Source organism: Streptomyces sp. NPDC060366, assembly GCF_042725135.1.
In the GTDB taxonomy this organism is placed as follows: Bacteria; Actinomycetota; Actinomycetes; order Streptomycetales; family Streptomycetaceae; genus Streptomyces.
The window spans coordinates 283880-307541 of sequence record NZ_JBHXDC010000003.1 but is presented as its reverse complement, the minus strand read 5'-3'; the positions used below and the strand labels follow the sequence as shown (position 1 = coordinate 307541).

The following is a 23662-nucleotide window of genomic DNA, read 5'->3' as shown; positions in this document are numbered from 1 at the left end:
TGGCGGAGCTTGTGCGGCCGGATGGCCGGTACGGCCCGGATGCGGACCGATCCCCCAGTTTACGGGCGGGTCGTCCCGGCGGCCGACGGCAGTCGGTACGGCAGATGGCGGCACCCGTCGGCCCGACACGCCCAGCGACCGTCGAACGCAACGCCAAGGTCGCCCAAAGGGCGTGTCCATCGCCTGAATCCGACACCCATGCGACCTAGGTTGTTCCGGTGGAGCAGCACAGGACACGTCCCCCCCAGCGCCGGCCGCGGCCGCCGCAGAGCCCTCTCCGTCCGCGGGGCGCCGTCACCGAGACCGCCGCCGTCTACCGGGTTCCCGCACCGACCGGGCGCCGGGTGCCGCCTGTCGTGCTCACCCTGCGCAGACTCCCGAATCCCCGGCTGACCGGGCTGGGCGCCGGGCTCTTCGCCGCCGCGACGATGTTCGTGATCGGGTGCCTGGACCAGCTGCTGTTCGACGGTGAGCCCCTGGTCTACGGGGTGCTGTTCATCCCGGTCAGCGCCTTGACCGCGTTCTGGGTGCGGACCGCCGATCTGGTGACCGCCCCGATCAGCGTGCCGATCGCCTTCGCCTTCGGCACCTTCCCGATCTCCGGCGGGACGAGCGGCATCGGCGGGCAGACGATGGCCGTCGTCACCGCGCTGGCGGTGCAGGCGGGCTGGCTGTACGGCGGCACGCTCGTCGCCGGGGTCGTCGCCTCCGTACGGAAGGTCCGCCAGATGGGCCGCCGACAGCGCGCACGTGATGCTGCCGCCGCCCGCGGCGCCGGTGCGGGTGCGGGTGCCAGAGCGGGAGCAGGAGCGAAGACCGGGGCGAAGGCGGGCACCGGCGGCACGAACGCCGTCGCGCGCCGGGGCTAGGTTCGGACAGGAACCAGGGGGTGTCGAGGCGCCGGACAGGCTTCAGGGCCCGTCCGGCGGTCCGGGTCAGTGTTCCGTGCGTTCCGCGGCCGTCATCGCGGCCCCCACGATTCCCGCGTTGTTCTGGAGCTGCGCCGGGACGATCTCCGCCTTGATGTCCTCGATCAGCGGAATGAACTTCTCCGCCTTGCGGCTCACCCCGCCGCCGATGATGAACAGCTCCGGCGAGAACAGCATCTCCAGGTGCGCCAGATACTTCTGCACCCGGTGTGCCCAGTGTTGCCAGCTCAGGTCGTGGTCGTCCTTGGCCTTCGTCGACGCGTGCTTCTCCGCGTCGTGTCCGTTCAGCTCCAGATGACCCAGCTCGGTGTTCGGGACGAGCCTGCCGTCGATGAAGAGCGCGCTGCCGATCCCCGTACCGAAGGTCAGCAGGAAGACGGTGCCCTGCCGGCCCTTGCCCGCGCCAAAGGTCATCTCGGCCACCCCCGCCGCGTCCCCGTCGTTGAGGATCGTGACGGGCAGATTCAGCCGGTCGCCGAGCAGTTCGCCGGCGTCCAGGTCGATCCAGCGCTTGTCGACGTTCGCGGCCGTACGGACGACCGAGCCCGTGACCACTCCGGGAAAGGTGATGCCGACCGGGCCGGACCAGTTGAAGTGCTCGACCACCTCGGCGACGCAGCCGACCACATCGTCAGGTGTGGCCGGCTGCGGGGTGAGCACTTTGTGGCGCGGCTCTGCCAGTTCACCGCGCTCCAGGTCCACGGGCGCGCCCTTGATGCCAGAGCCGCCGATGTCCACTCCGAAGACGTTCATGGACGCAACGTTACGGGGAGATGACCACGCTTCCCTACTTCTCGGCCAGGGAGGCCGCCTCCGCGCGCAGGTCACGGCGGAGTTCCTTCGGCAGCGAGAAGACGATCGACTCCTCGGCGGCCTTGACGATCTCGACGTCTTCGAAGCCGTGGCCCGTGAGCCACTCCAGGACGCCTTCGACCAGGATCTCGGGGACGGACGCGCCGGAGGTGACGCCGACCGTCGTGACGCCTTCCAGCCACGCCTCGTCGATCTCGTCGGCGGAGTCCACCAGATGGGCGTCGCGGGAGCCGGCGCCGAGGGCGACCTCGACCAGCCGTACGGAGTTGGACGAGTTCTTCGACCCGACGACGATGACCAGTTCCGCGTCGGCGCCCATCTGCTTGACGGCGATCTGCCGGTTCTGTGTGGCGTAGCAGATGTCGTCGCTCGGCGGCGAGATCAGCAGCGGGAACTTCTCCTTGAGCTTGTCGACGGTCTCCATCGTCTCGTCCACGGAGAGGGTCGTCTGGGAGAGCCAGACGACCTTGGACTCGTCGCGCACCTCGACGTTGGCCACATCGCCGGGTCCGTCGACCAGCGTGATGTGGTCGGGGGCCTCACCGGAGGTGCCGATGACCTCTTCGTGGCCGTCGTGGCCGATCAGCAGGATGTCGTAGTCGTCGTTGGCGAAGCGGACGGCTTCCTTGTGGACCTTGGTGACCAGGGGGCAGGTCGCGTCGATGGTGGCGAGCTTGCGGTCGGCGGCCTCGTCGTGGACGACGGGGGCCACGCCGTGCGCGGAGAACATGACGATCGATCCCTCGGGGACCTCCGCCGTCTCCTCGACGAAAATCGCGCCCTTCTTCTGAAGGGTCTGCACGACATATTTGTTGTGGACGATTTCGTGGCGGACATAGATCGGTGCCCCGTACTGCTCCAGGGCTTTCTCCACGGCGATCACGGCACGGTCGACGCCGGCGCAGTAACCACGGGGCGCGGCGAGCAGGACGCGTTTGCCGGCGCGGCGCGCGGCGTCTCCACTCGGGGTGGCGGCGGGCGACGGGCTGGGCGTAGCAGTCATGCTCACCATCGTAAGGCCGTCCAGAAGAGGCGGAAGATCGCCTGCCGGGCCGAGACTGGGCCTACGTGATCGACGGAGGGACGCCATGGCCGACAGCGGTGCGGGCGATGCGGACGGTTCGGGCAGCGACGGTGCAGGCGGAACGAGCGGCACAGGCGGTACGAACCGGCGTACGGGTGGCGGCAACGGCGGCTTCGGCCGCGAGCCCGGGCCGGAGCCGGAGCCCGACTTGAGTTCGGACGGACCCTCAGATGCGGGCAGCGGCGGGGGCGCGGACGCCGTGGGCGGGCTGCGGCGGACTCTCGGATTCCGCGATCTCGTCGTGTACGGACTCCTCTTCATCGCGCCCATGGCGCCCGTCGGCGTGTACGGCACGCTGGACGCCAAGTCGCACGGCGCCGTGGCCCTCGTCTACGTCTTCGCGACCGTCGCCATGGCGTTCACGGCCTTCAGCTACGCGCAGATGATCCGGGTCGCACCGCAGGCCGGTTCGGTCTTCGCCTACGCGCGCAAGGGGCTCGGCGAAGGGCCGGGGTTCATCGCCGGATGGATGGCGATGCTCGACTACCTCCTGATCCCCGCCGTCGCGTATCTCTTCGCCGGGATCGCGATGGAGGCACTGGTGCCCTCCGTAGACCGGTGGATCTGGACCGGGCTCGCCGTCGTGATCACCACGCTGCTCAATCTCTGGGGCGTACGGGCCGCCGCGCGTGTCGGCTTCTTCGTGCTCGCGATGGAGATCGTGGTGCTGGTGATTTTCGTGGTGTCGGCGATCGTCGTGCTCGCGCAGGACGGCGCGACGCGCGGCTGGCTGTCACCGCTCACCGGCGATCTGACCTTCTCGCTGACGGCTGTGCTCAGCGGGGTGTCGGTCGCCGTGCTGTCGTATCTGGGCTTCGACGCGATCGCCTCGTTCGCCGAGGAGGTGACGGGCGGTTCGCGGAAGGTGGCGCGGGCCGTGCTGTTGTGTCTGGCGCTCGCCGGTGTGCTGTTCGTGGCGCAGACGTATCTTGTGGCCCTCCTCGAACCGCTCAGCTCGGCGGAGCTGGCCGCCGACCCGGCGAAGCAGGGGTCGGCCTTCTACGACGCGGTGGACGCCTCCGTAGGAACGTGGCTGCACGACCTGGTCGCGGTGAGCAAGGCGATCGGCGCCGCGTTCGCCGCCCTGGCGGGACAGGCCGCCGCCGGCCGGCTGCTCTTCGCGATGGGCAGGGAGCGGCGGCTGCCGCGGCTGCTGTCCCGTACGAACGCGGGTACGCCCCGCGTGGCGCTGCTGCTCGCGGCGGTGGTGACGTTGATCGCCGCCGTGTGGGCGGCCAGGAACGACAACGGGCTGGACCATCTGGTGTCGGTGGTCGACATCGGGGCCCTGACGGCGTTCATCCTGCTGCACGCGTCGGTGGTCGGGTGGTACGCGGTACGGCGCATGGAGGGCCCGCCACGGATCCTGGCGCATGTGGTGGCGCCGGTGGTCGGGGCCGGTGTGCTGGTCGCGGTGATCGTGGAGGCGGCGGAGTCGGCGCAGGTGGTGGGCGCGATCTGGCTGGCGGTGGGGCTGGTGGTGCTGGCGGTCCAGTGGCGTCGTCGCGCGCTTACGCAGAAGGCTCCTTAGGTTCGGCCGGCCCTGTCCCGTACGTCCCGTTACGCATGCCCTCTCCCGTACGTCCCGTAGGGACGAGGCGGGCGCCTCGCGGCATGGACGGTGTTGTCGGAGGCGGCCGATACGCTCGACGGCATGGCTCTCAACACGTCCGCGGACGCCCCGCTGCCCGTCGGTGAGGTGTCGCGCCTCATCGGCGGCTGGATCGACCGGCTCGGCGCCGTCTGGGTCGAGGGACAGATCACCCAGCTGTCGCGGAGGCCGGGTGCCGGGGTCGTGTTCCTGACGCTGCGCGACCCGTCGTACGACATCTCGGTGAGCGTCACCTGCTACCGGCAGGTCTTCGACGCGATCGCCGATGTCGTGTCCGAGGGCGCGCGGGTCGTGGTGCACGCGAAGCCGGAGTGGTACGCGCCGAGAGGGCAGCTGTCGCTGCGAGCCACCGAGATAAAGCCCGTCGGCATCGGCGAACTGCTCATCAGGCTGGAGCAGTTGAAGAAGTCCCTTGGCGCCGAAGGGCTGTTCGCCGCAGATCGCAAGCGGCCGTTGCCCTTTCTGCCGCAGCTGATCGGGCTCGTCTGCGGCCGGGCGTCGGCGGCCGAGCGGGACGTCCTGGAGAACGCGCGACGGCGCTGGCCCGCTGTCCGCTTCGAGGTGCGCAACACCGCCGTACAGGGCGTCAACGCGGTGAATCAGGTCGTCCAGGCGGTCAAGGAGCTGGACGACCTGCCCGAGGTCGATGTGATCATCGTGGCGCGCGGCGGCGGCAGCGTGGAGGATCTGCTGCCGTTCTCGGACGAGCAGTTGGTACGGGCGGTTGCCGACTGCCGTACGCCCGTCGTGTCCGCGATCGGCCATGAGCCCGACTCCCCGTTGCTGGACCTCGTCGCCGACGTACGGGCATCGACGCCCACGGACGCGGCGAAGAAGACCGTGCCGGACGTCGGTGAGGAGCTGGACCGCGTGCAGGCGCTGCGGGACCGGGCGCTGCGGACGGTGCAGGGGCTGCTCGACCGGGAGGAGCGCGGGCTCGCCCACGCGCTCGCCCGGCCGGTGATGGAGCGCCCGCAGCGGATGGTGGAGGAGCGCGGGAGCGAGATCGACGCGCTGGTCGACCGCAGTCGGCGGGTGCTGCGGCATCTGCTGGACCGCGCGGACTCCGAGCTGTCGCACACCCGGGCGCGCGTGGTCTCGCTGTCACCGGCGGCGACGCTGGAGCGCGGGTACGCGGTGCTCCAGCGGCCGGACGGGGCCGTCGTCCGCTCCCCCGCGGAGATCTCGGCGGACCAGGAGCTGCGGGCCAGGGTGGCGGAGGGCGAGTTCACGGTGCGGGTCTCCGAATGAGCCGCAGGCGCACGGCGTAGCCGCACGGCGTAGCCGCACGGCGTAGGCATTTTCCTCGACGATTCGTTGTCGCAGACCGTATTGAGGGTGGATCACATGGCCAAGAAGGACAGCGGGACAGCAGCGGTCGCCGGAGCGGACGCGCCCGGCTACGAGCAGGCGCGGGACGAGCTGATCGATGTCGTACGCCGTCTGGAGACCGGCGGTACGACCCTGGAGGAGTCGCTGGCCCTGTGGGAGCGGGGCGAGGAGCTGGCCAAGGTCTGCCGCCGCTGGCTGGACGGCGCGCGCGCCCGCCTCGACGCCTCACTGGCGGACCCGGCGCCCGCGTCCGGCCCCGAGGACCGGGGCTGAGGCTGGGGCCCTGAGCCCTGTCCGGGGCCCAGGGTCCGATCGGGCAGCGGGCGGTCGTCTCCGGAGACCCCATTGTCAACATCATGTGAAACGAGTCACCGGAGCCCCGCTTTTAGTTGAAAGTTAATACATCCCGGCGTACGTTGACCGAGCCGTTTGATCGATCATTTGATCGGTCTGCCCGTTCGGAAGGTACGCCCAGATGTCCCTCGTTCTTGACTCCGCCACCCAGGACCTCCTCTTCCGCGAGGCCCGTACCGCCAACACGTTCACCGACGAGCCGGTGACCGAGGAGCAGGTCCAGGCGATCTACGACCTCGTGAAGTTCGGCCCCACCGCCTTCAACCAGACGCCGCTGCGCGTCGTCCTGGTCCGCTCCCCCGAGGCCCGCGAGCGGCTCGTCCAGCACATGAGCAACGGCAACAAGCCCAAGACGTCCACCGCCCCGCTGGTCGCGATCTTCGCCGCCGACAACGAGTTCCACGAGGAGCTCCCCGAGCTCTTCCCGGCCTTCCCCGCGGCCAAGGACGCCATTTTCTCCCAGCGTCCGGTGCGCGAGCAGAACGCCGGTATGAACGCGGCGCTCCAGGCCGCGTACTTCATCGTCGGCATCCGCGCCGCCGGTCTGGCCGCGGGCCCGATGACCGGCTTCGACCACGCCGGCGTCCAGAAGGAGTTCCTGGACGGCGACCACACGCCCCTGATGGTCGTGAACATCGGCAAGCCCGGCGACGACGCCTGGTCCGCACGTTCCCCGCGCCGGTCCTACGACGAGGTCGTCACGACCGTCTGAGGGGCCGGGTCCCTCCCACACACCACGACGAGGCCGCCGCCCCTCCCCGGGACGGCGGCCTCGTCGTCGCTCTCGACCCGCTCAGACCTCGTCGTCGCTCTCGACGCGCTCAGGCCTCGCCGGACCCCGAGTCGGACCCGGCTCCCGACCCGGAGTCGGAGCCGGAGTCGGAGGTCGGCGCCTTGTCGGACTCCAGCGCCTCCGCCATCTCGACGAGCCGCTCGTACGGCGCAGTACCCGTCACGATCGTCGTCGCCCCGTCGGCGGCCCGCACCAGGGCGTCGTACTTCGGCCCCTCCCACCGCTGCCAGGTCTCGCCGCCCACCCGCGCGGTCTTCCCGGTGTCCTCGGCGTGGTGCGTGACGTCGGCGATGTACTTCCGCGCCGGCGCCGTCGACTGCTCCACGGCCACGTACTCGCGGTCGGGGTCGAGGAAGCCGAGATGCCAGGAGTTACCGTTCTGCCGCGCGTACGACACGGATGTCGGCTTCCATGTCTTGGGGAGACCCTTCGGGGCCAGCACCGGGTACGGGGCGGCTCGCTGCGCCGTCACCAGCTCGACCCGGTAGTCGACCGCCTTGAGGGGATCCGCGTTCTCGTCGTGCGGATTGGCCATGTAGAAGACCCCCGCGACGGCGACAACGACCGCCATCGACAGGAACATGCTCCGCACCGTCTGATTGCCTCGCTTCGCTGCCACCTTCCTATGGTCCCATCAAGGGTTCATGCTCATACGTGGGCCCCTCTGCTCATTTTATCGACGTACAGATAGAGTCACAGCACCCTCATTCCGGCCGTCGCCGTACAGAAAGGTGCGTTCCGATGACCGAGCATCAGCTCCCGTCCCCGCTGGAGGTCTCTCCCGAGGCCCCCGACCGCAACCTCGCGCTCGAACTCGTACGGGTCACCGAGGCCGCCGCCATGGCGGCCGGACGCTGGGTAGGGCGCGGCGACAAGATCGGCGCGGACGGCGCGGCCGTGAACGCCATGCGCACCCTCGTCTCCACCGTCTCGATGAACGGCGTCGTCGTCATCGGCGAGGGCGAGAAGGACGAAGCCCCGATGCTGTTCAACGGGGAGCGGGTCGGTGACGGCACCGGCGCCGAGGTCGACATCGCCGTGGACCCGATCGACGGCACCACCCTCAACGCCAAGGGCATGCCCAACGCCATCGCCGTGCTCGCGGCGGCCGACCGCGGCGCCATGTTCGACCCGTCGGCGGTCTTCTACATGGACAAGCTGGTGACCGGGCCCGAGGCCGCCGACTTCGTCGACATCAACGCCCCCGTCTCGGTCAACATCCGCCGTGTCGCCAAGGCCAAGCGCTCGTCCCCCCAGGACGTCACGGTCGTCATCCTCGACCGCCCCCGCCACGACGACATCGTCAAGGAGATCCGCGAGACGGGCGCGCGGATCAAGTTCATCTCGGACGGCGACGTGGCCGGCTCGATCATGGCCGTGCGCGAGGGCACCGGCGTCGACCTGCTGATGGGCATCGGCGGCACCCCCGAGGGCATCATCTCGGCGTGTGCGATCAAGTGCCTCGGCGGCACCATCCAGGGCAAGCTGTGGCCGAAGGACGCCGCCGAGCGGCAGCGGGCGCTCGACGCCGGGCACGATCTGGACCGGGTGCTGTCGACGGACGACCTGGTCAGCGGCGACAACGTGTTCTTCGTCGCGACGGGCATCACGGACGGCGAGCTGCTGCGCGGCGTGCGGTACCGCTCGGAGACCGCGACCACCCAGTCGATGGTGACGCGCTCGAAGTCGGGCACGATCCGGCAGATCGACTCGACGCACCGGCTGTCGAAACTGCGCGCCTACAGCACGATCGACTTCGACCGCGCGAAGTAGCGGTACGCGTACGTATACGCGGCCGGCGACGGACGGTACGCCGTGTTCGGTACGCGTGAATCCGGGGCGCTCCTCATGTGCGGCAGGGGCGCCCCGGTCACATCCGAACGGAAACGGGAGGGCGGTCAGCCCGCCGCGGACATGCGGCCCGAGGCCGACGCCGCGTTCCGCAGCTCCACCTCACGGCGCCTTCGGCGCGCGAGGACCACACGGCGCTCGGCGGCGGTAAGGCCGCCCCACACCCCGTACGGCTCGGGCTGAAGCAGGGCGTGCTCCCGGCAGTCGACCATCACCGGACAGCGGGCGCAGACCCGCTTGGCGGCCTCCTCACGCGCCAGCCTCGCGGCCGTCGGCTCCTTGGACGGCGCGAAGAACAATCCGGCTTCGTCCCGGCGGCACACCGCCTCCGAATGCCAGGGTCCGGCCTGATCCTCCCGAGCGGGACTCCGCTGGGGCGGTACGGCGGCGACCTGCAGGGGCTGATGCGGCAATGGCAGCACGGTCCACTCCTGACGACGGCTTCGCGAGCGAGAGGCGATGCAGCAGTCCCTACCCGCTGTGCGCACGCCTAAGCACTGAGTGGCACTGGGATGCGACGTGCGGAATGCCGTACGGAGTGGCGTACGCCGTAGTGAACACGTGGGCCCGGGTGGGGCGATGGCCCTTGTGACGTCCACCCCGACCGGAAGCGGAACCCGAAGCGGAACGGATCGACAACCGGAAGACCGGTGGCCGGTTGCCGGTCGGCGCCGGACAACGGCCCGAGGGGTCAGTGGCCCAGGTGTTTGCGCAGCCGCCTGTTGAGATCCGCGATGAACTTGCCGCGCTTCGGCTTGGCCTCGATGCTGCCGAAGACCGAGTAGCCGTTGACGACCACGACGGGGGCGTCCGCGTCGGTGCCCTCCAGCGTGCTGACCTCGAAGTTGCCGAAGATGCCGGTGCCGCCGCCGCGCAGGGAGATGTTCTCCGGGACCCGGACCTCGATCGAGCCGAAGATGGCGGTCGCGTTGATCACGGTCGTCCGCTGCGCGAAGATCGCCTCGGTCAGGTCGATCTCGATGCTCCCGAAGAGCGCGAAGGCGTTCGTACGGCGGCCCACCCGCCAACGGCCCTTGCGGGTCGAGCTGCTGAAGATCGCGACCATGGACTCGGCGGGCTCGGTCTCGTTGTCGGGCCCGTAGGTGTGCGCGGCGGTGGGGCGGGCGGTGGTGGACGTCGCGGGCAAGTCCCTGACCAGCGGCTCCAGTTCACCCATGGTTTTGGCGCGGTAGACGGCGTCGATCCGCTCGGAGTGCTCCTCGGCATCCAGGCGACCGAGCGCGAGGGCTTCCCTGAGGATGTCGGCGATCCGGTCCCGATCGGCGTCGGAGGCCCGGATACCGGCGTGGGGCTCCGCCGGCGCGACCGGCTTCTGGGGGTGCTTTTCGAGGTCCACGGCAACAGAGTAGCGAAACGCGATAGATCGCGACTAGGGCCTGGCGTCCGGATCAGGCCGGATGGGGGAGCGCCCGCCGCGCCGGCGGCTGATGTCCGCGTTGGCGCGTGCGATCGCAAGGCGGAGGAGGGAGGGATGGCTGAGCCATGCCTCCCTCCTCCGCCGACAACGCGGCGAGCGTGCGTGCCAGGGCACGCGAGCCCGGCAAGATCCGGACGCCAGGCACCGGGGGCGCCACCGGGCGGTGTTGGCCGAGTGCCCACCTCCCGGCGCACCGCGCCCCGGCCCGGCGCCCGCCTCCTACTGAGTCTCACCTCACCCCGCCCGCCCGCGCGCCACGTCTTACGCTGAGAGGCGCGCTGCCCGACGAAGGTCAGCCGCCGTCTGTCGAGTGAGGAATGGCCGAAATGCCAGAGTTTGCGTACTCCGATCTGCTCCCTCTGGGAGAGGACACCACGCCGTACCGCCTGGTGACCGCCGACGGTGTCTCCACCTTCGAGGCCGACGGCCGTACGTTCCTCAAGGTCGACCCCGAGGCGCTGCGCACGCTCGCCGCCGAGGCGATGCACGACATCTCGCACTATCTGCGCCCGGCCCACCTCACCCAGCTGCGCAGGATCGTCGACGACCCGGACGCGTCGTCGAACGACAAGTTCGTGGCGCTCGACCTCCTGAAGAACGCCAACATCGCCGCCGCCGGTGTGCTCCCCATGTGCCAGGACACCGGCACCGCCATCGTGATGGGCAAGCGCGGACAGAACGTCCTTACGGAGGGCGGCGACGAGGCGGCCCTGTCGCACGGCATCTACGACGCGTACACCAAGCTCAATCTGCGCTACTCGCAGATGGCCCCGCTGACCATGTGGGAGGAGAAGAACACCGGCTCGAACCTGCCCGCGCAGATCGAGCTGTACGCGACCGACGGCGGCGCCTACAAGTTCCTCTTCATGGCCAAGGGCGGCGGCTCGGCCAACAAGTCGTTCCTCTACCAGGAGACCAAGGCCGTCCTGAACGAGGCCTCCATGATGAAGTTCCTGGAGGAGAAGATCCGCTCGCTCGGTACGGCGGCCTGTCCGCCGTACCACCTGGCGATCGTCGTCGGCGGCACGTCCGCCGAGTTCGCGCTCAAGACCGCGAAGTACGCCTCCGCGCACTACCTGGACGAGCTGCCCGCCGAGGGCTCCCCCGCCGGTCACGGCTTCCGGGACAAGGAGCTGGAGGAGAAGGTCTTCGAGCTGACGCAGCGGATCGGCATCGGCGCGCAGTTCGGCGGCAAGTACTTCTGTCACGACGTGCGGGTCGTACGGCTCCCCCGGCACGGCGCCTCGCTGCCCGTCGCGATCGCCGTGTCCTGTTCGGCGGACCGCCAGGCGGTCGCGAAGATCACCGCCGAGGGGGTCTTCCTCGAGCAGCTGGAGACCGACCCGGCGCGCTTCCTGCCCGACACGACCGACGAGCATCTGGAGCAGAAGGGCGAGAGCGGCGAGAGCGACGTCGTACGGATCGACCTCGGCCGGCCGATGGACGACATCCTGACCGAGCTGACCCGGCACCCCGTCAAGACCCGGCTGTCGCTCACCGGAACGCTCGTCGTGGCCCGCGACATCGCGCACGCCAAGATCAAGGAGCGGCTGGACGCGGGCGAGGAGATGCCGCAGTACCTGAAGGACCACCCGGTCTACTACGCCGGGCCCGCCAAGACGCCCGAGGGGTACGCCTCCGGGTCGTTCGGCCCGACGACGGCGGGGCGGATGGACAGCTACGTGGAGCAGTTCCAGGCGGCGGGCGGCTCGAAGGTCATGCTCGCCAAGGGCAACCGCTCGAAGCAGGTCACCGACGCGTGCGGCACCCACGGCGGCTTCTACCTCGGTTCGATCGGCGGCCCGGCGGCGCGGCTGGCGCAGGACTGCATCCGCAAGGTCGAGGTCCTGGAGTACGAGGAGCTGGGCATGGAGGCGGTCTGGAAGATCGAGGTCGAGGACTTCCCCGCGTTCATCGTCGTGGACGACAAGGGCAACGACTTCTTCACCGAGCCCGCGCCGGCGCCGACGTTCACCAGCATCCCGGTGCGCGGTCCCGGCCTCGCGTAGCCGGCCGGCAGTACACGTCGAAGCCCTCCGCACGGTCCGCGGAGGGCTTCGACGCGCGTGCGCCGTTCCATGGATCAGACGAAGCGCTGGTTCGCCGATCCGTCGCAGTTCTGGAGCCGCAGCGGGTCCTGCGCCGAGGCCAGCGTCAGGCAGAGCGTGCCCGCCGACGCGGGACGGATGGTGCCCGCCTCGCGTACGAACTTCTGATTCTCGCCGCCGTGGCAGTCCCACAGCGTGACCGCGGTGCCCGCGCGGTAGGTCCCTGACGGGACGTCGACGCAGCGGTCGTGGCTCAGCTCGCTGTGCAGCGACCGGGCGCCGGCGCCCGTGCCGGTGTCGTACCACCAGCCCTGGTTGCGCCCGTCGTTGCAGCCGTAGCCGGTGATCTTGGATCCGTTACGGGTCTTCGACGCGGTCACGTCGACGCAGGTACCGGTCCCGGCGTTCTTCAATGGCTGAAAAGCGTCGTCCCAGGCGCCCGGTTGGAGAACGGGCCGCCCCGTGCTCGCCGGATCGGCGCAACTCGCCTCGTTCAGGCCCGAGTCGTAGAGCTGGGTCAGACACGAGGCGAAGGCGACATGTCCGGCGGCGTTCGGATGGAATGACTGGCGGGCCGAATTCGCGTCCGGCGGGAAGGGGTTGCCGATGTCGATGAACAGCCCCCGTGCCCAGTCGTCGTCCGTGCACACCTCGTGGCCGTGGAAGAGGCGCGAGTTGTCCAGGTACACCGCGCCCGAGTTCTTGGCGGCCCTGCGCACCCCGCTCTGGAAGGCGGGGACGGCGCCGTCGCGCGCCCAGGCGGCGTCCTCGTCGTAGCCGGTGCAACCGCCGGGGATCTTGCCGGGGAAGTGGGGATTGTCGCCGTAGTCGGGCGTGAGGGGGCCCGGGTAGCCCATCACCACGAGCTTGTAGTCGCCGTCGGCGTAGCCCGCGTCGCGCATGACGCCGCGCAGGTCGGCCACGGTCGACTCGACCTTCGGTACGAGTCCGTCGACCCGGGCCTGCCAGCCGGCCCGGTACTTGTTGACGCACGGCCCCTGGAAGGTGAACCAGCGCAGCACGCAGTCGGTGATCACCGGGCCGAACTGGAGATCGTCGTTCGCGCCCGCCACCAGCAGCACCATCTTGATCCTGGTGTTGCGCGCCTTGATCGCGAGGCTGTCGCTCTGCACGAGTTCGTCGGCGAACTGCGCCGTGCCGCCGACGCGGATGTTGACGGTCGAGGCGCCGGAGCAGGAGACGTTGTACGTGACGTCCGCCGCGATCCCGGTGCGGTGGATCGCCGAGTCGGGCGACCGGTGGCACCAGTTGTCGGGCCCGTTCGTGCCCGGCTCGTAGTTGCCGACGCCCTCGCCGGAGATCTCGCTGTCGCCGAGCGAGATGAGCCCGGTCCTGCGCTGGTCGAGCGGCCGTTCGGCGGGGGAACCGTAGAGGCGGGTGGCCTCGGCCGCGCGTATCTCCTCCAGGGCGGGCGGCAGCGGGGTGGACGCACGGACGGAGGCGGGCGCGCCGGTGGGGGCGGACGCCTGGGCCGTGGGGGTAAGTGCGACGAGTCCGCCGACGACGGTCGCGAATGCGGCGAGCGTGGCGACGGTACTTCGGAACGTGGGTCTCGTACGTTGCATGGCCTCCCCGATCTCAGTGTTACCAGGGGTTTTTACTGGCGGGTAGGAGGCTTGGGAACACTCCGAACAAGACAATTGCTCAACTTCTGTAGGAGGTACGACCACGATGACGAGCTACCGCACCGAGTACGACTCCATGGGCGAGATCCAGGTCCCCGCTGATGCCAAATGGCGCGCCCAGACCCAGCGGGCGGTGGAGAACTTCCCCGTCTCGGGCCGGCCCATCGAGCGCGCCCACATCGAGGCCCTGGCCCGTATCAAGGCCGCCGCCGCCACCGTCAACGCCGAACTCGGCGTGCTGGACGGGGACATCGCCGAGGCGGTACGGAGCGCTGCGGCCGAGGTCGCGGAGGGCCGCTGGGACGAGCACTTCCCGGTGGACGTCTTCCAGACCGGCTCGGGCACCTCGTCGAACATGAACGCCAACGAGGTCATCGCCACCCTCGCCACCGAGCGCCTGGGCCGTGACGTGCACCCCAACGACCACGTCAACGCCTCGCAGAGTTCCAACGACGTGTTCCCCTCCAGCATCCACATCGCCGCGACGGCCGCCGTCACCGCCGATCTGATCCCGGCGCTCGGCCATCTCGCCGCCGCGCTGGAGCGCAAGGCCGAGGAGTTCGCGGATGTCGTGAAGTCGGGGCGTACGCATCTGATGGACGCGACGCCCGTCACGCTGGGCCAGGAGTTCGGCGGTTACGCGGCGGCCGTCCGGTACGGGATCGAGCGGCTGCAATCGGCTCTCCCCCGACTGGCCGAGCTGCCCCTGGGCGGTACGGCGGTGGGTACCGGCATCAACACCCCGCCCGGTTTCCCGGCCGCCGTCATCGCCGAGGTGGCCCGCACGACGGGGCTGCCGCTGACCGAGGCCCGCAACCACTTCGAGGCGCAGGGCTCGCGCGACGGGCTCGTGGAGACCTCGGGCCAGCTGCGTACCGTCGCCGTCTCGCTCACGAAGATCTCCAACGATCTGCGCTGGATGGCGTCGGGGCCGCGCACCGGGCTGGCCGAGATCAATCTGCCCGATCTCCAGCCCGGCTCGTCGATCATGCCGGGCAAGGTCAATCCGGTGATCCCGGAGGCCGTCCTGATGGTGGCCGCCCAGGTCACGGGCAACGACGCGACCATCGCCACCGCGGGCGCCGCGGGGAACTTCGAGCTGAACGTGATGCTGCCGGTGATCGCCAGGAACCTCCTGGAGTCCGTACGGCTGCTCGCCAACGTCTCCCGGCTCCTCGCGGACCGCACCATCGACGGCATCACGGCGAACGTGGAGCGGGCCCGGCTGTACGCGGAGTCGTCCCCGTCCGTCGTCACCCCGCTGAACAAGTACATCGGCTACGAGGAGGCGGCCAAGGTCGCCAAGAGGTCGCTGGCGGAGCGGCGCACGATCCGCGAGGTGGTGCTGGACTCCGGATACGTGGAGCGCGGCGATCTCACGCTGGAGCAGCTGGACGAGGCGCTGGACGTCCTGCGGATGACGCACCCGTGAGAGTGGTCCGGACGCCGGGCGATCGGGGCCGGGGACGACCGTGATCGGGGCGGGGACGGCCGTGATCGGGACCGACAAGATCGAGCCGTCCGGGCGCACCTCACAGCGCCCGCGCCACCTCCGCCCTAAGATCTGCGCATGACAGGAGCGGACGGCATTCGACACTGGGACCGGGGCGAGCGGATTCTCTGGCGCTACCGGGACAACGGCTCCGGCCATGTGCACATCTGCCGCCCGGTGACCGTCGTCCAGGACACCGACGAGCTGCTGGCCGTGTGGATGGCGCCGGGCACCGAGTGCGTGAAGCCGGTGCTGGCCGACGGCACGCCCGTGCACCACGAACCCCTCGCCACCCGGTACACGGCGCCGCGCAGCACGGCTCGTGCCCACTGGGAGGGCACCGGTGTGCTGAAGCTGGCCAGGCCCGACGAGCCGTGGTCGATCTGGCTGTTCTGGGAACAGGGCTGGGAGTTCCGCAGCTGGTACGTGAACCTGGAGGAGCCGCGCCTTCGTTGGGCGGGCGGCATCGACTCCGAGGACCACTTCCTCGACATCTCGGTCTACCCGGACCGCAGTTGGCTGTGGCGGGACGAGGACGAGTTCGCCGAGGCGCAGCGGGTCGGACTGCTGGACGCCCGCCAGGCGCTGCGCGTGCGGAAGGCCGGGAGTGCGGCGGTCGAGATGATCAAGGCGTGGGGGGCGCCGTTCTCCGAGGGCTGGGAGAACTGGCGGCCCGACCCGCGGTGGTCGGTGCCCGAGCTGCCGGAGGGCTGGGACCGCGCCCCCGAACCGGCAAAGGTCCGGACCAGATGAGGCAGAACGGCAGGTGACCGCACCTACCTGGTGATCACCGGGACGGGTTCACCGACGTCGTGAGACCCTTGATGCGCCCCGGGGGTTCAAACGTAGGATCGTCCTCCGCGAGGCTGCGCCGGACCAACGCGCAGGCGGGGCAGCGGAGCTGACTTAAAGTCATATCGCTGGACCACCGAGCCTCACGACGTACGACGCACGCGAGAACGACTCGCACGACCAACGAGCCGCAGACAGCCGCAGGACAGCCGCACATCAGCCGCTGGACCATCGACGAGGGGGGAGCCATGCAGGACGCCTGCCGCCCTGGCATTCGCGCCCTCGGCGCCCGCGCGGGAAGCTTCCGGCGGAAGGTCCCGGTGACCGGCTGCGACGGCCCTTGCGGGGACAGACCCGGGGCACCCTGGACGAGGGTGGCATCGCCAGTCGAATCGGTTGTCTCGCACCACCGGCCCGGACGGACGGAATCCCACGCGTGACGGAGCATCCCACCTCCCATGAAGGCCGGCAGCCCGTGGCTGCCCGGTCCCAGGAACGCACCCGGCCGCGGCAGGAGGCTCCCGCCACCGCCGTACCGCAGCCCTCGGTGCCGTCGGCGCCCACGCCCGCGTCCGCGCAGGCCTCCGTGCCCTCGGCGTCGCCCCCGCTCGACCCCGTGGGCGCCGCGCGCCGCGAGGGCGACCGCTTGCGCTTCGTGGGGGCCGCCACCCGCCGTATCGCGCGGGGCATCGACCTGGACGAGATCGTGCTCGGTCTGTGCCGGGCGACCGTCCCGACGTTCTCCGACGCGATACTCGTCTATCTGCGCGACCCGCTGCCCGTCGGCGACGAGCGCCCGATCTCGCCCTTCGTACTGAGGCTGCGCCGTACGGACCGGCTGCGGCTCACCGACGAGGACGGCGAGAGCACCGTCGGTACCGCCGCCGTGGGCATCCAGCTTCCGGAGTCCGAGAGCGGCCGGGTGCCGATCCTGGACGCGCAGACCGATGTGATGCCCGCCGCGCAGCTCTGCGAGGTGGCGTCCGGCGGCGCGCTCTCCGAAGTCCTGCGCGGTGTCCGGCCGGTCTTCGGCGACTCCGCCGCCGCCCGCGCGGCGCTGCCGGAGCTGCTCGGCGACGAGATGACCGTTCCGGGCGGCAGGCGCGCGATCCTGGCCCCGCTGCGCGGCAGGCGGCGCGTCATCGGCGCCGCCGTCTTCCTGCGGAGGCCCGACCGTCCCGCCTTCGAGCCCAACGACCTGCTGGTGGCCGCGCAGCTCGCCACGCACACCGCGCTGGGCATCGACAAGGCCGTGCTGTACGGCCGCGAGGCGTACATCGCGGACGAGCTCCAGCGCACGATGCTCCCGGAGGGCCTGCCGCAGCCGACGGGCGTCCGGCTCGCCTCGCGCTATCTGCCCGCCGCCGAGACCGCGCGCGTCGGCGGCGACTGGTACGACGCGATCCCGCTGCCCGGCAGCCGCGTCGCGCTCGTCGTCGGTGACGTCATGGGCCACTCCATGACATCCGCCGCGATCATGGGCCAGCTGCGGACGACCGCGCAGACCCTCGCCGGTCTCGACCTGCCGCCGCAGGAGGTCCTGCACCACCTGGACGAGCAGGCGCAGCGGCTGGGCACCGACCGGATGGCCACCTGCCTGTACGCGGTGTACGACCCGGTCTCGCACCGCATCACCATCGCCAACGCCGGTCATCCGCCGCCCATACTGCTCCACCTGGGCGGCCGGGCCGAGGTGCTGCGGGTGCCGCCCGGTGCCCCGATCGGTGTCGGCGGGGTGGACTTCGAGGCCGTCGAGCTGGACGCGCCGGCCGGCGCCACGCTGCTCCTCTATACGGACGGTCTCGTGGAGTCCCGGCTGCGGGACGTGTGGACGGGGATCGAGCAGCTGCGGGAGCGTCTCGCCGCCACGGCCCAGCTCACCGGCCCCGACCACTCGCCTCCTTTGGAGGCGCTGTGCGACGACGTGCTGGACGTGCTCGGCCCCGGCGACCGCGACGACGACATCGCGCTGCTGGCCGCCCGGTTCGACGGGATCGCGCCGAGCGATGTCGCGTACTGGTTCCTGGAGCCCGAGGACGCGGCGCCGGGACGGGCCAGGCGGCTCGCGAGGCGGGCGCTCTCGCGGTGGGGTCTGGAGGAGCTGAGCGACTCCGTCGAGCTGCTGATCAGTGAGGTCGTGACCAACGCGGTCCGGTACGCGGAGCGGCCCGTCACCCTGCGGCTGCTGCGTACGGACGTGCTGCGCTGCGAGGTGGGCGACGACTCGCCGCAGCTGCCCCGGCAGCGCCGGGCGCGGGACACCGACGAGGGCGGTCGGGGCCTGTTCCTGGTCAACCGGCTGGCGAGGCGCTGGGGCGCGACGCGGCTGTCCACCGGCAAGGTCGTCTGGTTCGAGATCTCGACGCGTCCGTAGGGCGGCGCGGGGCCGGTTCCGGTGTGGTTCCGGCCCTCCGCGAGGACTCCTGTCAAATGTTGCCGACGATGTGTCGGCGGGTTTGACCGGGGCAGGTCGTGTACGGCGCCTTGGGGGTCGACCCGGTCACGAGTTCTCTCCCGTCATAGGGGTTCCCGCGGCGGGAATCCCGCGCCACGGGAGGACAGCGGTTCGAAGTGACCGACGACGTGAGCCAGTTCACCAAGGCGGACCTCTTCCAGCCGGTCAGGCGCACCGAGATGCAGCAACGACATGCAGTGGGACTTCTGGGCCCTGTCCCCCGAGTCCGCGCACCAGGTGACATGGCTGATGGGCGACCGGGGCATCCCGAAGTCCTTCCGCCATATGAACGGCTACGGCTCGCACACCTATATGTCGGTGAACGCCGCCGGTGAGCGCTTCTGGGTCAAGTACCACTTCAAGACCGACCAGGGCATCGACTACCTCAGCCAGGCGGACGCCGACGAGATGGCGGGCTCGGACGCGGACCACCACCGCCGGGACCTGTACGAGTCGATCGAGTCGGGGAACGCGCCGACCTGGAGCCTGAAGGTCCAGATCATGCCGTTCGAGGAGGCGGCCGACTACCGCTTCAACCCCTTCGATCTGACGAAGGTGTGGCCGCACGGCGACTACCCGCTGATCGATGTCGGCCGGATGACGCTCAACACGAACCCTGACAATTTCTTCGTCCATATCGAGCAGGCCGCCTTCGAGCCGTCGAACATGGTTCCGGGCATCGGTCCGTCCCCGGACAAGATGCTGCTCGGCCGGCTGTTCTCGTACCCGGACACCCACCGGTACCGGATCGGCCCGAACTACGCGCAACTGCCGCCCAACCGGCCGCACTCGCCGGTGAACTCGTACGCCAAGGACGGCCCGATGCGGTACGTCGCGTCCAACGCGGCGATGCCGTACGCCCCGAACTCGTACGGCGGCCCGGCCGCCGACACGCAGAACTACGGAGACCCGGCCGGCTGGGCGGCGGCGGGCGACATGGTCCGCGAGGCGTACACGAAGCGGCGCGAGGACGACGACTGGGGCCAGGCGGGCACCCAGGTCCGCAACGTCCTCGACGACGCGCAGCGCGACCGGCTCGTGTCGAACGTCGCCGGCCATCTGCTCCAGGGCGTGACCCGCCCGGTCCTGGACCGGGCGCTCCAGTACTGGCGCAACATCGACAAGAACGTCGGTGACCGGATCGCCGGGAAGGTCAACGGCGGCTGAACGACCGGCCGCGCCGGACGGGTCCTAGGCCGTGTCTTCAAAGTCCCGCCTGGCCCGCGGGCGGACGGCGCTACTTTGAAGACACCCCCTAGGGCGTGAACGGCGGCCGCTGACCGCCGTTCGAGCCGTTGGAGCCCCCGTTGGAGCCGCCCGCGGAGCCCGTACCGCCGCTGTCGGTGCCTCCGTCGGTGCCGCCGGTGTCCCCGCCGCCGGCTCCCCCGTCGGCACCCGGCTCGGGCGGCGGGGCGGGGGGCTCGCTGGACGGCGGGGGCTCGGACGCCGGCGGGCTGGTGCCCGTGTCGCCCGGATCCGGCTCGTCGGGCGGCGGGCTCGACGGGTCGTCGTTCGTCGGCTCGTCGGAGGGTGTCGGGTCCGGCGGGGGCGGCGGGGGTACGAAGGTGTCCTCGGCGACATCGAGGTCGAACGAGGCGTCGGAGCCGCCGCCCAGCGCGCCCAGGGTGTAGTCGGCCCAGATCTTGGCGGGGAAACCGCCACCGTTGGCGCGGCCCGAGTTGGCCGTGCCGGTCAGGGTGACCTGTCCGCCGCCCTCCTTGGTCGACTCGCCGAACAGGGCGACCACCGTGGACAGTTCGGGTGTGTAGCCGGCGAACCACGCCGACTTGTTGTCCTCCGACGTACCGGTCTTGGCCGCCGCCTCGTAGGCGTCGGTGTTCGCCTCGTGCGCGGTGCCGTTCTTCACGACGCCGGTGAGGGCGGAGGTGACGGTGTCGGCCGACTCGCGGCTGATGGCCTGGTCGCCGATCCGCTCGGGCAGGTCGACTTCGCGGTCCTTGTGCTCGGCGGACTTCAGGATGGACGGCGTGACCTTCTCACCGTGGTTGTCGAGCGTCGCGTACACGCCCGCCATGTCCCAGGTGGAGGCCTCCATCGTGCCCAGCGTGATCGCGGGCCGCTCGGGGAAGTTCTTGTCCCGCATGCCCAGATCGAGCGCGGTCTTCTTGACCTTGCCGGGGCCGACGTCCACGACCATCTGCGCGAAGACCGAGTTGACGGAGTCGTTGGCCGCTTCCTGGACCGTGATGTCGCCGTAGTCGACGTCGTCCTCGTTCTGCGGGTTGAAGGGGGTGTCGCTGCCGACGACCTTCCGCTTGCTGGTGCCGTCGTAGACCGTCTTGAGGCCGATCGGATCGCCGTCCTGCGTCTTCGACTCGTTCTCCAGCGCCGAGGCGAGCACGACCGGCTTGAACGTCGACGCGGGCTGGTAGTCGGTGCGCGTCGCGTTGTTGATCCAGTGCTCGGTGGCGCCGACCCCGCCGTAGAGCGCGACCACCGCGCCCGTCTTCGGGTCCACGGACGTGGCGCCCGCCTGCACGGTCGCGTCGACCTTGTTCTTCTTCCGGTCGAGCTTGGACTCCAGCTGCTTCTCGACCGCGCCGACGAGCTCCTTCTGGCGCTTCTTGTCGACGCTCAGCGTGATCGTCCAGCCGCCGGCGTCGATGTCCGCCTTGGTGACGCCCTGCCGCTCCAGCTCACTGTTGGCCGCCTCGACCAGATAGCCGCCCTGCCCCTCGGCTCCGGGGGCGGGCTTGGGCTTCTGCGGTACGGGGAACTTCAGTCCGGCCCGCTCCGTACCGCCGAGCCAGTTCTCCTCGACCATGTTGTCGAGGACGTAGTTCCAGCGCTCGGTGACGAGCTTCCTGCCGGTCTCCGAGGCCAGGGTCCAGTCGTACTGGTTGGGGGCCTGGAGCAGCGCGGCGAGATACGCGCCCTGCGCGACGTTCAGCTTCGCCGCGTCCACGCCGTAGTACGCCTGCGCCGCGGCCTGGATGCCGTAAGCGCCCCGCCCGTAGTAGCTGGTGTTCATGTACCCGGCGAGGATGTCGCTCTTGCTCATCTGCTGGTCCACCTTCAGCGAGATCACCAGCTCCTTGAGCTTGCGGGTGACCGTCTGGTCCTGGTCCAGGTAGTAGTTCTTCACGTACTGCTGGGTGATGGTGGAACCACCCTGTTTGCCCTTGCCCGAGAGGGTGTTCACCAGGCCGCGGGTCGTGCCCTTGATGTCGACGCCGGAGTCCTTGTAGAAGGACTTGTTCTCGGCGGCGACGAAGGCCCGCTGGACGTCCTTGGGGACCTTCTCCAGGCCGACTATCTCGCGGTTGATCTCGCCGGTCCGCGCCAGGACCGTGCCGTCGCTGTACTTGTAGACGTTGCTCTGCATCTCGGCCTGGGCGTTGGCCTTCGGCACCGGGACCAGGAAATAGATCACGACGAACGCGCCCATGCCGAGCAGGCACAGCCCGAGGAACGTGCCGAGCAGCCTCTTCAACGTGAAGAAGCCACGTATGCCGCCGGCCTTCTTCGCCCGGCGCGTTTCACGCTGCCGGGCCTGTCGCGCTTCCGCTCGGCCCATCGCTCAGTCGCTCCGCTCTCGGGTCTCGTCCCGCCGGGCCCCGTCCGTTTGTCAGCTTGTCCCAGTTGCCGGAATCAGCTCAGAAAGCTAACACCGTCCCCTGTGACAAAGAGCCTCGATCCGGTCTTTTCCGACGTGACAATCAGCACCTGTCTCAGAGGAACCGACTCATGACAGGCGCGGAGGGTTGCGAAGCGCGTTAATGTGTAATCACAATGATAGCTGCGCCGAGCGGCGCGAGAATCGCGGAAACGGGGACCAGACATGCCTACGACCAGCACCCCAGTGGTGGACGACCTGCCCGAGATGCCCGCGCCACGGGTCCGGGAATTCCAGGCGAGCAGTATCGGCGGCGGCCTCGCGCTGCTGCTCGGGATGATCGGACTGATCGGTGGAATCGCCCTCGTCGTGATCGGCGCGGCCATCTCGTCGACCGGCGGGAAGGTCGCGCTGATCGTGCTCGGCATCCTGCTCGCGATCGCCGCGTTCTTCGCGATGTGCGGGCTGAACATGGTGGCGCCGGGCGAGGCCCGCGTCGTCCAGCTCTTCGGGCGCTACCGCGGCACGATCCGCGTCGACGGCCTGCGCTGGGTGAACCCCCTCACCTCACGCGCGAAGATCTCGACCCGCGTACGGAACCACGAGACCGCCGTCCTCAAGGTCAACGACGCCTACGGCAACCCGATCGAGCTGGCGGCGGTCGTCGTCTGGCGCGTCGAGGACACCGCGCAGGCGCTCTTCGAGGTGGACGACTTCCTGGAGTTCGTCTCCACCCAGACCGAGGCCGCCGTCCGGCACATCGCCATCGAGTACCCGTACGACGCCCACGAGGAGGACGGTCTCTCGCTGCGCGGCAACGCCGAGGAGATCACCGAGAAGCTCGCCGTCGAACTGCACGCACGGGTCGAGGCGGCCGGTGTGCACATCATCGAGTCCCGCTTCACCCACCTCGCGTACGCTCCGGAGATCGCCTCGGCGATGCTCCAGCGCCAGCAGGCGGGCGCGGTCGTCGCCGCGCGCCGGCTGATCGTGGACGGCGCCGTCGGAATGGTCGAGGCGGCCCTCACCCGGCTGACCGAGCAGGACATCGTCGAGCTGGACTCCGAGCGGAAGGCGGCGATGGTCAGCAACCTGCTCGTCGTACTCTGCGGTGACCGGGCCGCGCAGCCGGTCGTGAACACGGGCACTCTCTACCAGTGACCGAACGGAAGCAGGTTCTCCTGCGCCTCGACCCGGCGGTGTACGACGCCCTGGCACGGTGGGCGTCCGACGAACTGCGCAGCGCCAACGCGCAGATCGAGTTCCTGCTCCGCCGGGCCCTGGCGGAGGGGGGCCGGCTCCCCGGCGACGCGAAGCCGATCCCGCGCCGGGGCAGGCCCCCGAAGGCCCCGAAGCCTCCGGACCAGCCCGGCGACGCGGCACCCCCGGACACAGACCACACCCCCGACGACCACGCACCGTAGGCCCTGCCCCCAGGAGAGCACG

The 23662-nt window shown here is 70.1% G+C and carries 19 protein-coding genes and 1 pseudogene; 13 read left to right on the top strand and 7 right to left on the bottom strand.

Going from position 1 to position 23662, the window contains the following annotated elements; genetic code table 11:
- Positions 1-344: 344 nt before the first annotated feature.
- Positions 345-869, top strand: coding sequence for a DUF6542 domain-containing protein (locus ACFWHU_RS10330; RefSeq protein ID WP_387224823.1), 525 nt, complete (start codon positions 345-347; stop codon positions 867-869).
- A 66-nt stretch (positions 870-935) separates the two neighbouring features.
- Here ACFWHU_RS10330 and ppgK read toward each other — a convergent pair whose 3' ends face one another.
- On the bottom strand, positions 936-1682 hold the full coding sequence (gene ppgK / locus ACFWHU_RS10325) for a polyphosphate--glucose phosphotransferase (RefSeq protein WP_385791077.1): 747 nt from the start codon (positions 1680-1682) through the stop codon (positions 936-938).
- A 34-nt stretch (positions 1683-1716) separates the two neighbouring features.
- The gene (locus tag ACFWHU_RS10320) at positions 1717-2745 is read right to left on the bottom strand and encodes a 4-hydroxy-3-methylbut-2-enyl diphosphate reductase (protein ID WP_385791079.1); all 1029 of its coding nucleotides are present in this window, start codon (positions 2743-2745) and stop codon (positions 1717-1719) included.
- An 85-nt stretch (positions 2746-2830) separates the two neighbouring features.
- On the opposite strand from ACFWHU_RS10320, the gene ACFWHU_RS10315 reads away from it, so the two are divergent.
- From ACFWHU_RS10315 to ACFWHU_RS10300, 4 genes are all read left to right on the top strand, one after another.
- Positions 2831-4357, top strand: a complete 1527-nt coding sequence (locus tag ACFWHU_RS10315; protein ID WP_387224599.1) for an APC family permease — start codon at positions 2831-2833, stop codon at positions 4355-4357.
- A gap of 123 nt (positions 4358-4480) precedes the next feature.
- Positions 4481-5689, top strand: a complete 1209-nt coding sequence (xseA, locus tag ACFWHU_RS10310) for an exodeoxyribonuclease VII large subunit (RefSeq protein WP_387224598.1) — start codon at positions 4481-4483, stop codon at positions 5687-5689.
- Positions 5690-5785: 96 nt separating this feature from the next.
- Complete coding sequence (locus ACFWHU_RS10305) at positions 5786-6043, top strand: exodeoxyribonuclease VII small subunit (protein ID WP_385791085.1); 258 nt, start codon at positions 5786-5788, stop codon at positions 6041-6043.
- 202 nt (positions 6044-6245) lie between these two features.
- Positions 6246-6836, top strand: a complete 591-nt coding sequence (locus tag ACFWHU_RS10300; RefSeq protein ID WP_385791087.1) for a malonic semialdehyde reductase — start codon at positions 6246-6248, stop codon at positions 6834-6836.
- Positions 6837-6945: 109 nt separating this feature from the next.
- Here ACFWHU_RS10300 and ACFWHU_RS10295 read toward each other — a convergent pair whose 3' ends face one another.
- The gene (locus ACFWHU_RS10295; protein WP_385791089.1) at positions 6946-7536 is read right to left on the bottom strand and encodes a DUF4245 domain-containing protein; all 591 of its coding nucleotides are present in this window, start codon (positions 7534-7536) and stop codon (positions 6946-6948) included.
- Positions 7537-7658: 122 nt separating this feature from the next.
- Between ACFWHU_RS10295 and glpX the strand changes: the two genes are divergently transcribed.
- Entirely contained in the window at positions 7659-8690 is a 1032-nt protein-coding gene (glpX, locus tag ACFWHU_RS10290) for a class II fructose-bisphosphatase (RefSeq protein ID WP_078075286.1), read from the top strand.
- Between the two features lie 125 nt (positions 8691-8815).
- Here the strand turns inward: glpX and ACFWHU_RS10285 are convergent, their stop codons facing one another.
- Positions 8816-9190 (bottom strand): WhiB family transcriptional regulator, encoded by a 375-nt coding sequence (locus tag ACFWHU_RS10285; protein WP_385791091.1) that lies wholly within the window; start codon positions 9188-9190, stop codon positions 8816-8818.
- A gap of 269 nt (positions 9191-9459) precedes the next feature.
- Positions 9460-10125 (bottom strand): DUF1707 domain-containing protein, encoded by a 666-nt coding sequence (locus tag ACFWHU_RS10280; RefSeq protein WP_385791093.1) that lies wholly within the window; start codon positions 10123-10125, stop codon positions 9460-9462.
- Positions 10126-10523: 398 nt separating this feature from the next.
- Between ACFWHU_RS10280 and ACFWHU_RS10275 the strand changes: the two genes are divergently transcribed.
- Positions 10524-12215, top strand: coding sequence for a fumarate hydratase (locus tag ACFWHU_RS10275; RefSeq protein WP_387224597.1), 1692 nt, complete (start codon positions 10524-10526; stop codon positions 12213-12215).
- A gap of 74 nt (positions 12216-12289) precedes the next feature.
- Here ACFWHU_RS10275 and ACFWHU_RS10270 read toward each other — a convergent pair whose 3' ends face one another.
- Positions 12290-13840 carry a ricin-type beta-trefoil lectin domain protein gene (locus ACFWHU_RS10270; protein WP_387224596.1) on the bottom strand — a complete coding sequence of 517 codons (1551 nt, stop codon included), beginning with the start codon at positions 13838-13840 and terminating at the stop codon, positions 12290-12292.
- A 106-nt stretch (positions 13841-13946) separates the two neighbouring features.
- On the opposite strand from ACFWHU_RS10270, the gene ACFWHU_RS10265 reads away from it, so the two are divergent.
- From ACFWHU_RS10265 to ACFWHU_RS10250, 4 genes and pseudogenes are all read left to right on the top strand, one after another.
- The gene (locus ACFWHU_RS10265) at positions 13947-15332 is read left to right on the top strand and encodes a class II fumarate hydratase (protein ID WP_387224595.1); all 1386 of its coding nucleotides are present in this window, start codon (positions 13947-13949) and stop codon (positions 15330-15332) included.
- A gap of 138 nt (positions 15333-15470) precedes the next feature.
- A complete protein-coding gene (locus tag ACFWHU_RS10260; RefSeq protein WP_385791102.1) occupies positions 15471-16145 on the top strand; it encodes a DUF402 domain-containing protein in 675 nt (224 codons plus the stop codon).
- A 475-nt stretch (positions 16146-16620) separates the two neighbouring features.
- Entirely contained in the window at positions 16621-18558 is a 1938-nt protein-coding gene (locus ACFWHU_RS10255; RefSeq protein WP_385791104.1) for a SpoIIE family protein phosphatase, read from the top strand.
- A 191-nt stretch (positions 18559-18749) separates the two neighbouring features.
- Positions 18750-19806 (top strand): annotated as a pseudogene (locus ACFWHU_RS10250) (catalase); the annotation flags it as partial.
- 88 nt (positions 19807-19894) lie between these two features.
- On the opposite strand, the gene ACFWHU_RS10245 reads toward ACFWHU_RS10250, so the two are convergent.
- Positions 19895-22177, bottom strand: coding sequence for a transglycosylase domain-containing protein (locus tag ACFWHU_RS10245; protein WP_385791106.1), 2283 nt, complete (start codon positions 22175-22177; stop codon positions 19895-19897).
- Between the two features lie 264 nt (positions 22178-22441).
- On the opposite strand from ACFWHU_RS10245, the gene ACFWHU_RS10240 reads away from it, so the two are divergent.
- Positions 22442-23377: an SPFH domain-containing protein gene (locus ACFWHU_RS10240; protein ID WP_385791108.1), complete on the top strand. Its 936-nt coding sequence runs from the start codon at positions 22442-22444 to the stop codon at positions 23375-23377.
- Positions 23374-23640, top strand: coding sequence for a hypothetical protein (locus tag ACFWHU_RS10235; protein WP_387224594.1), 267 nt, complete (start codon positions 23374-23376; stop codon positions 23638-23640). The genes ACFWHU_RS10240 and ACFWHU_RS10235 overlap by 4 nt, the downstream gene beginning before the upstream one ends.
- The last annotated feature ends 22 nt before the right edge of the window (positions 23641-23662 follow it).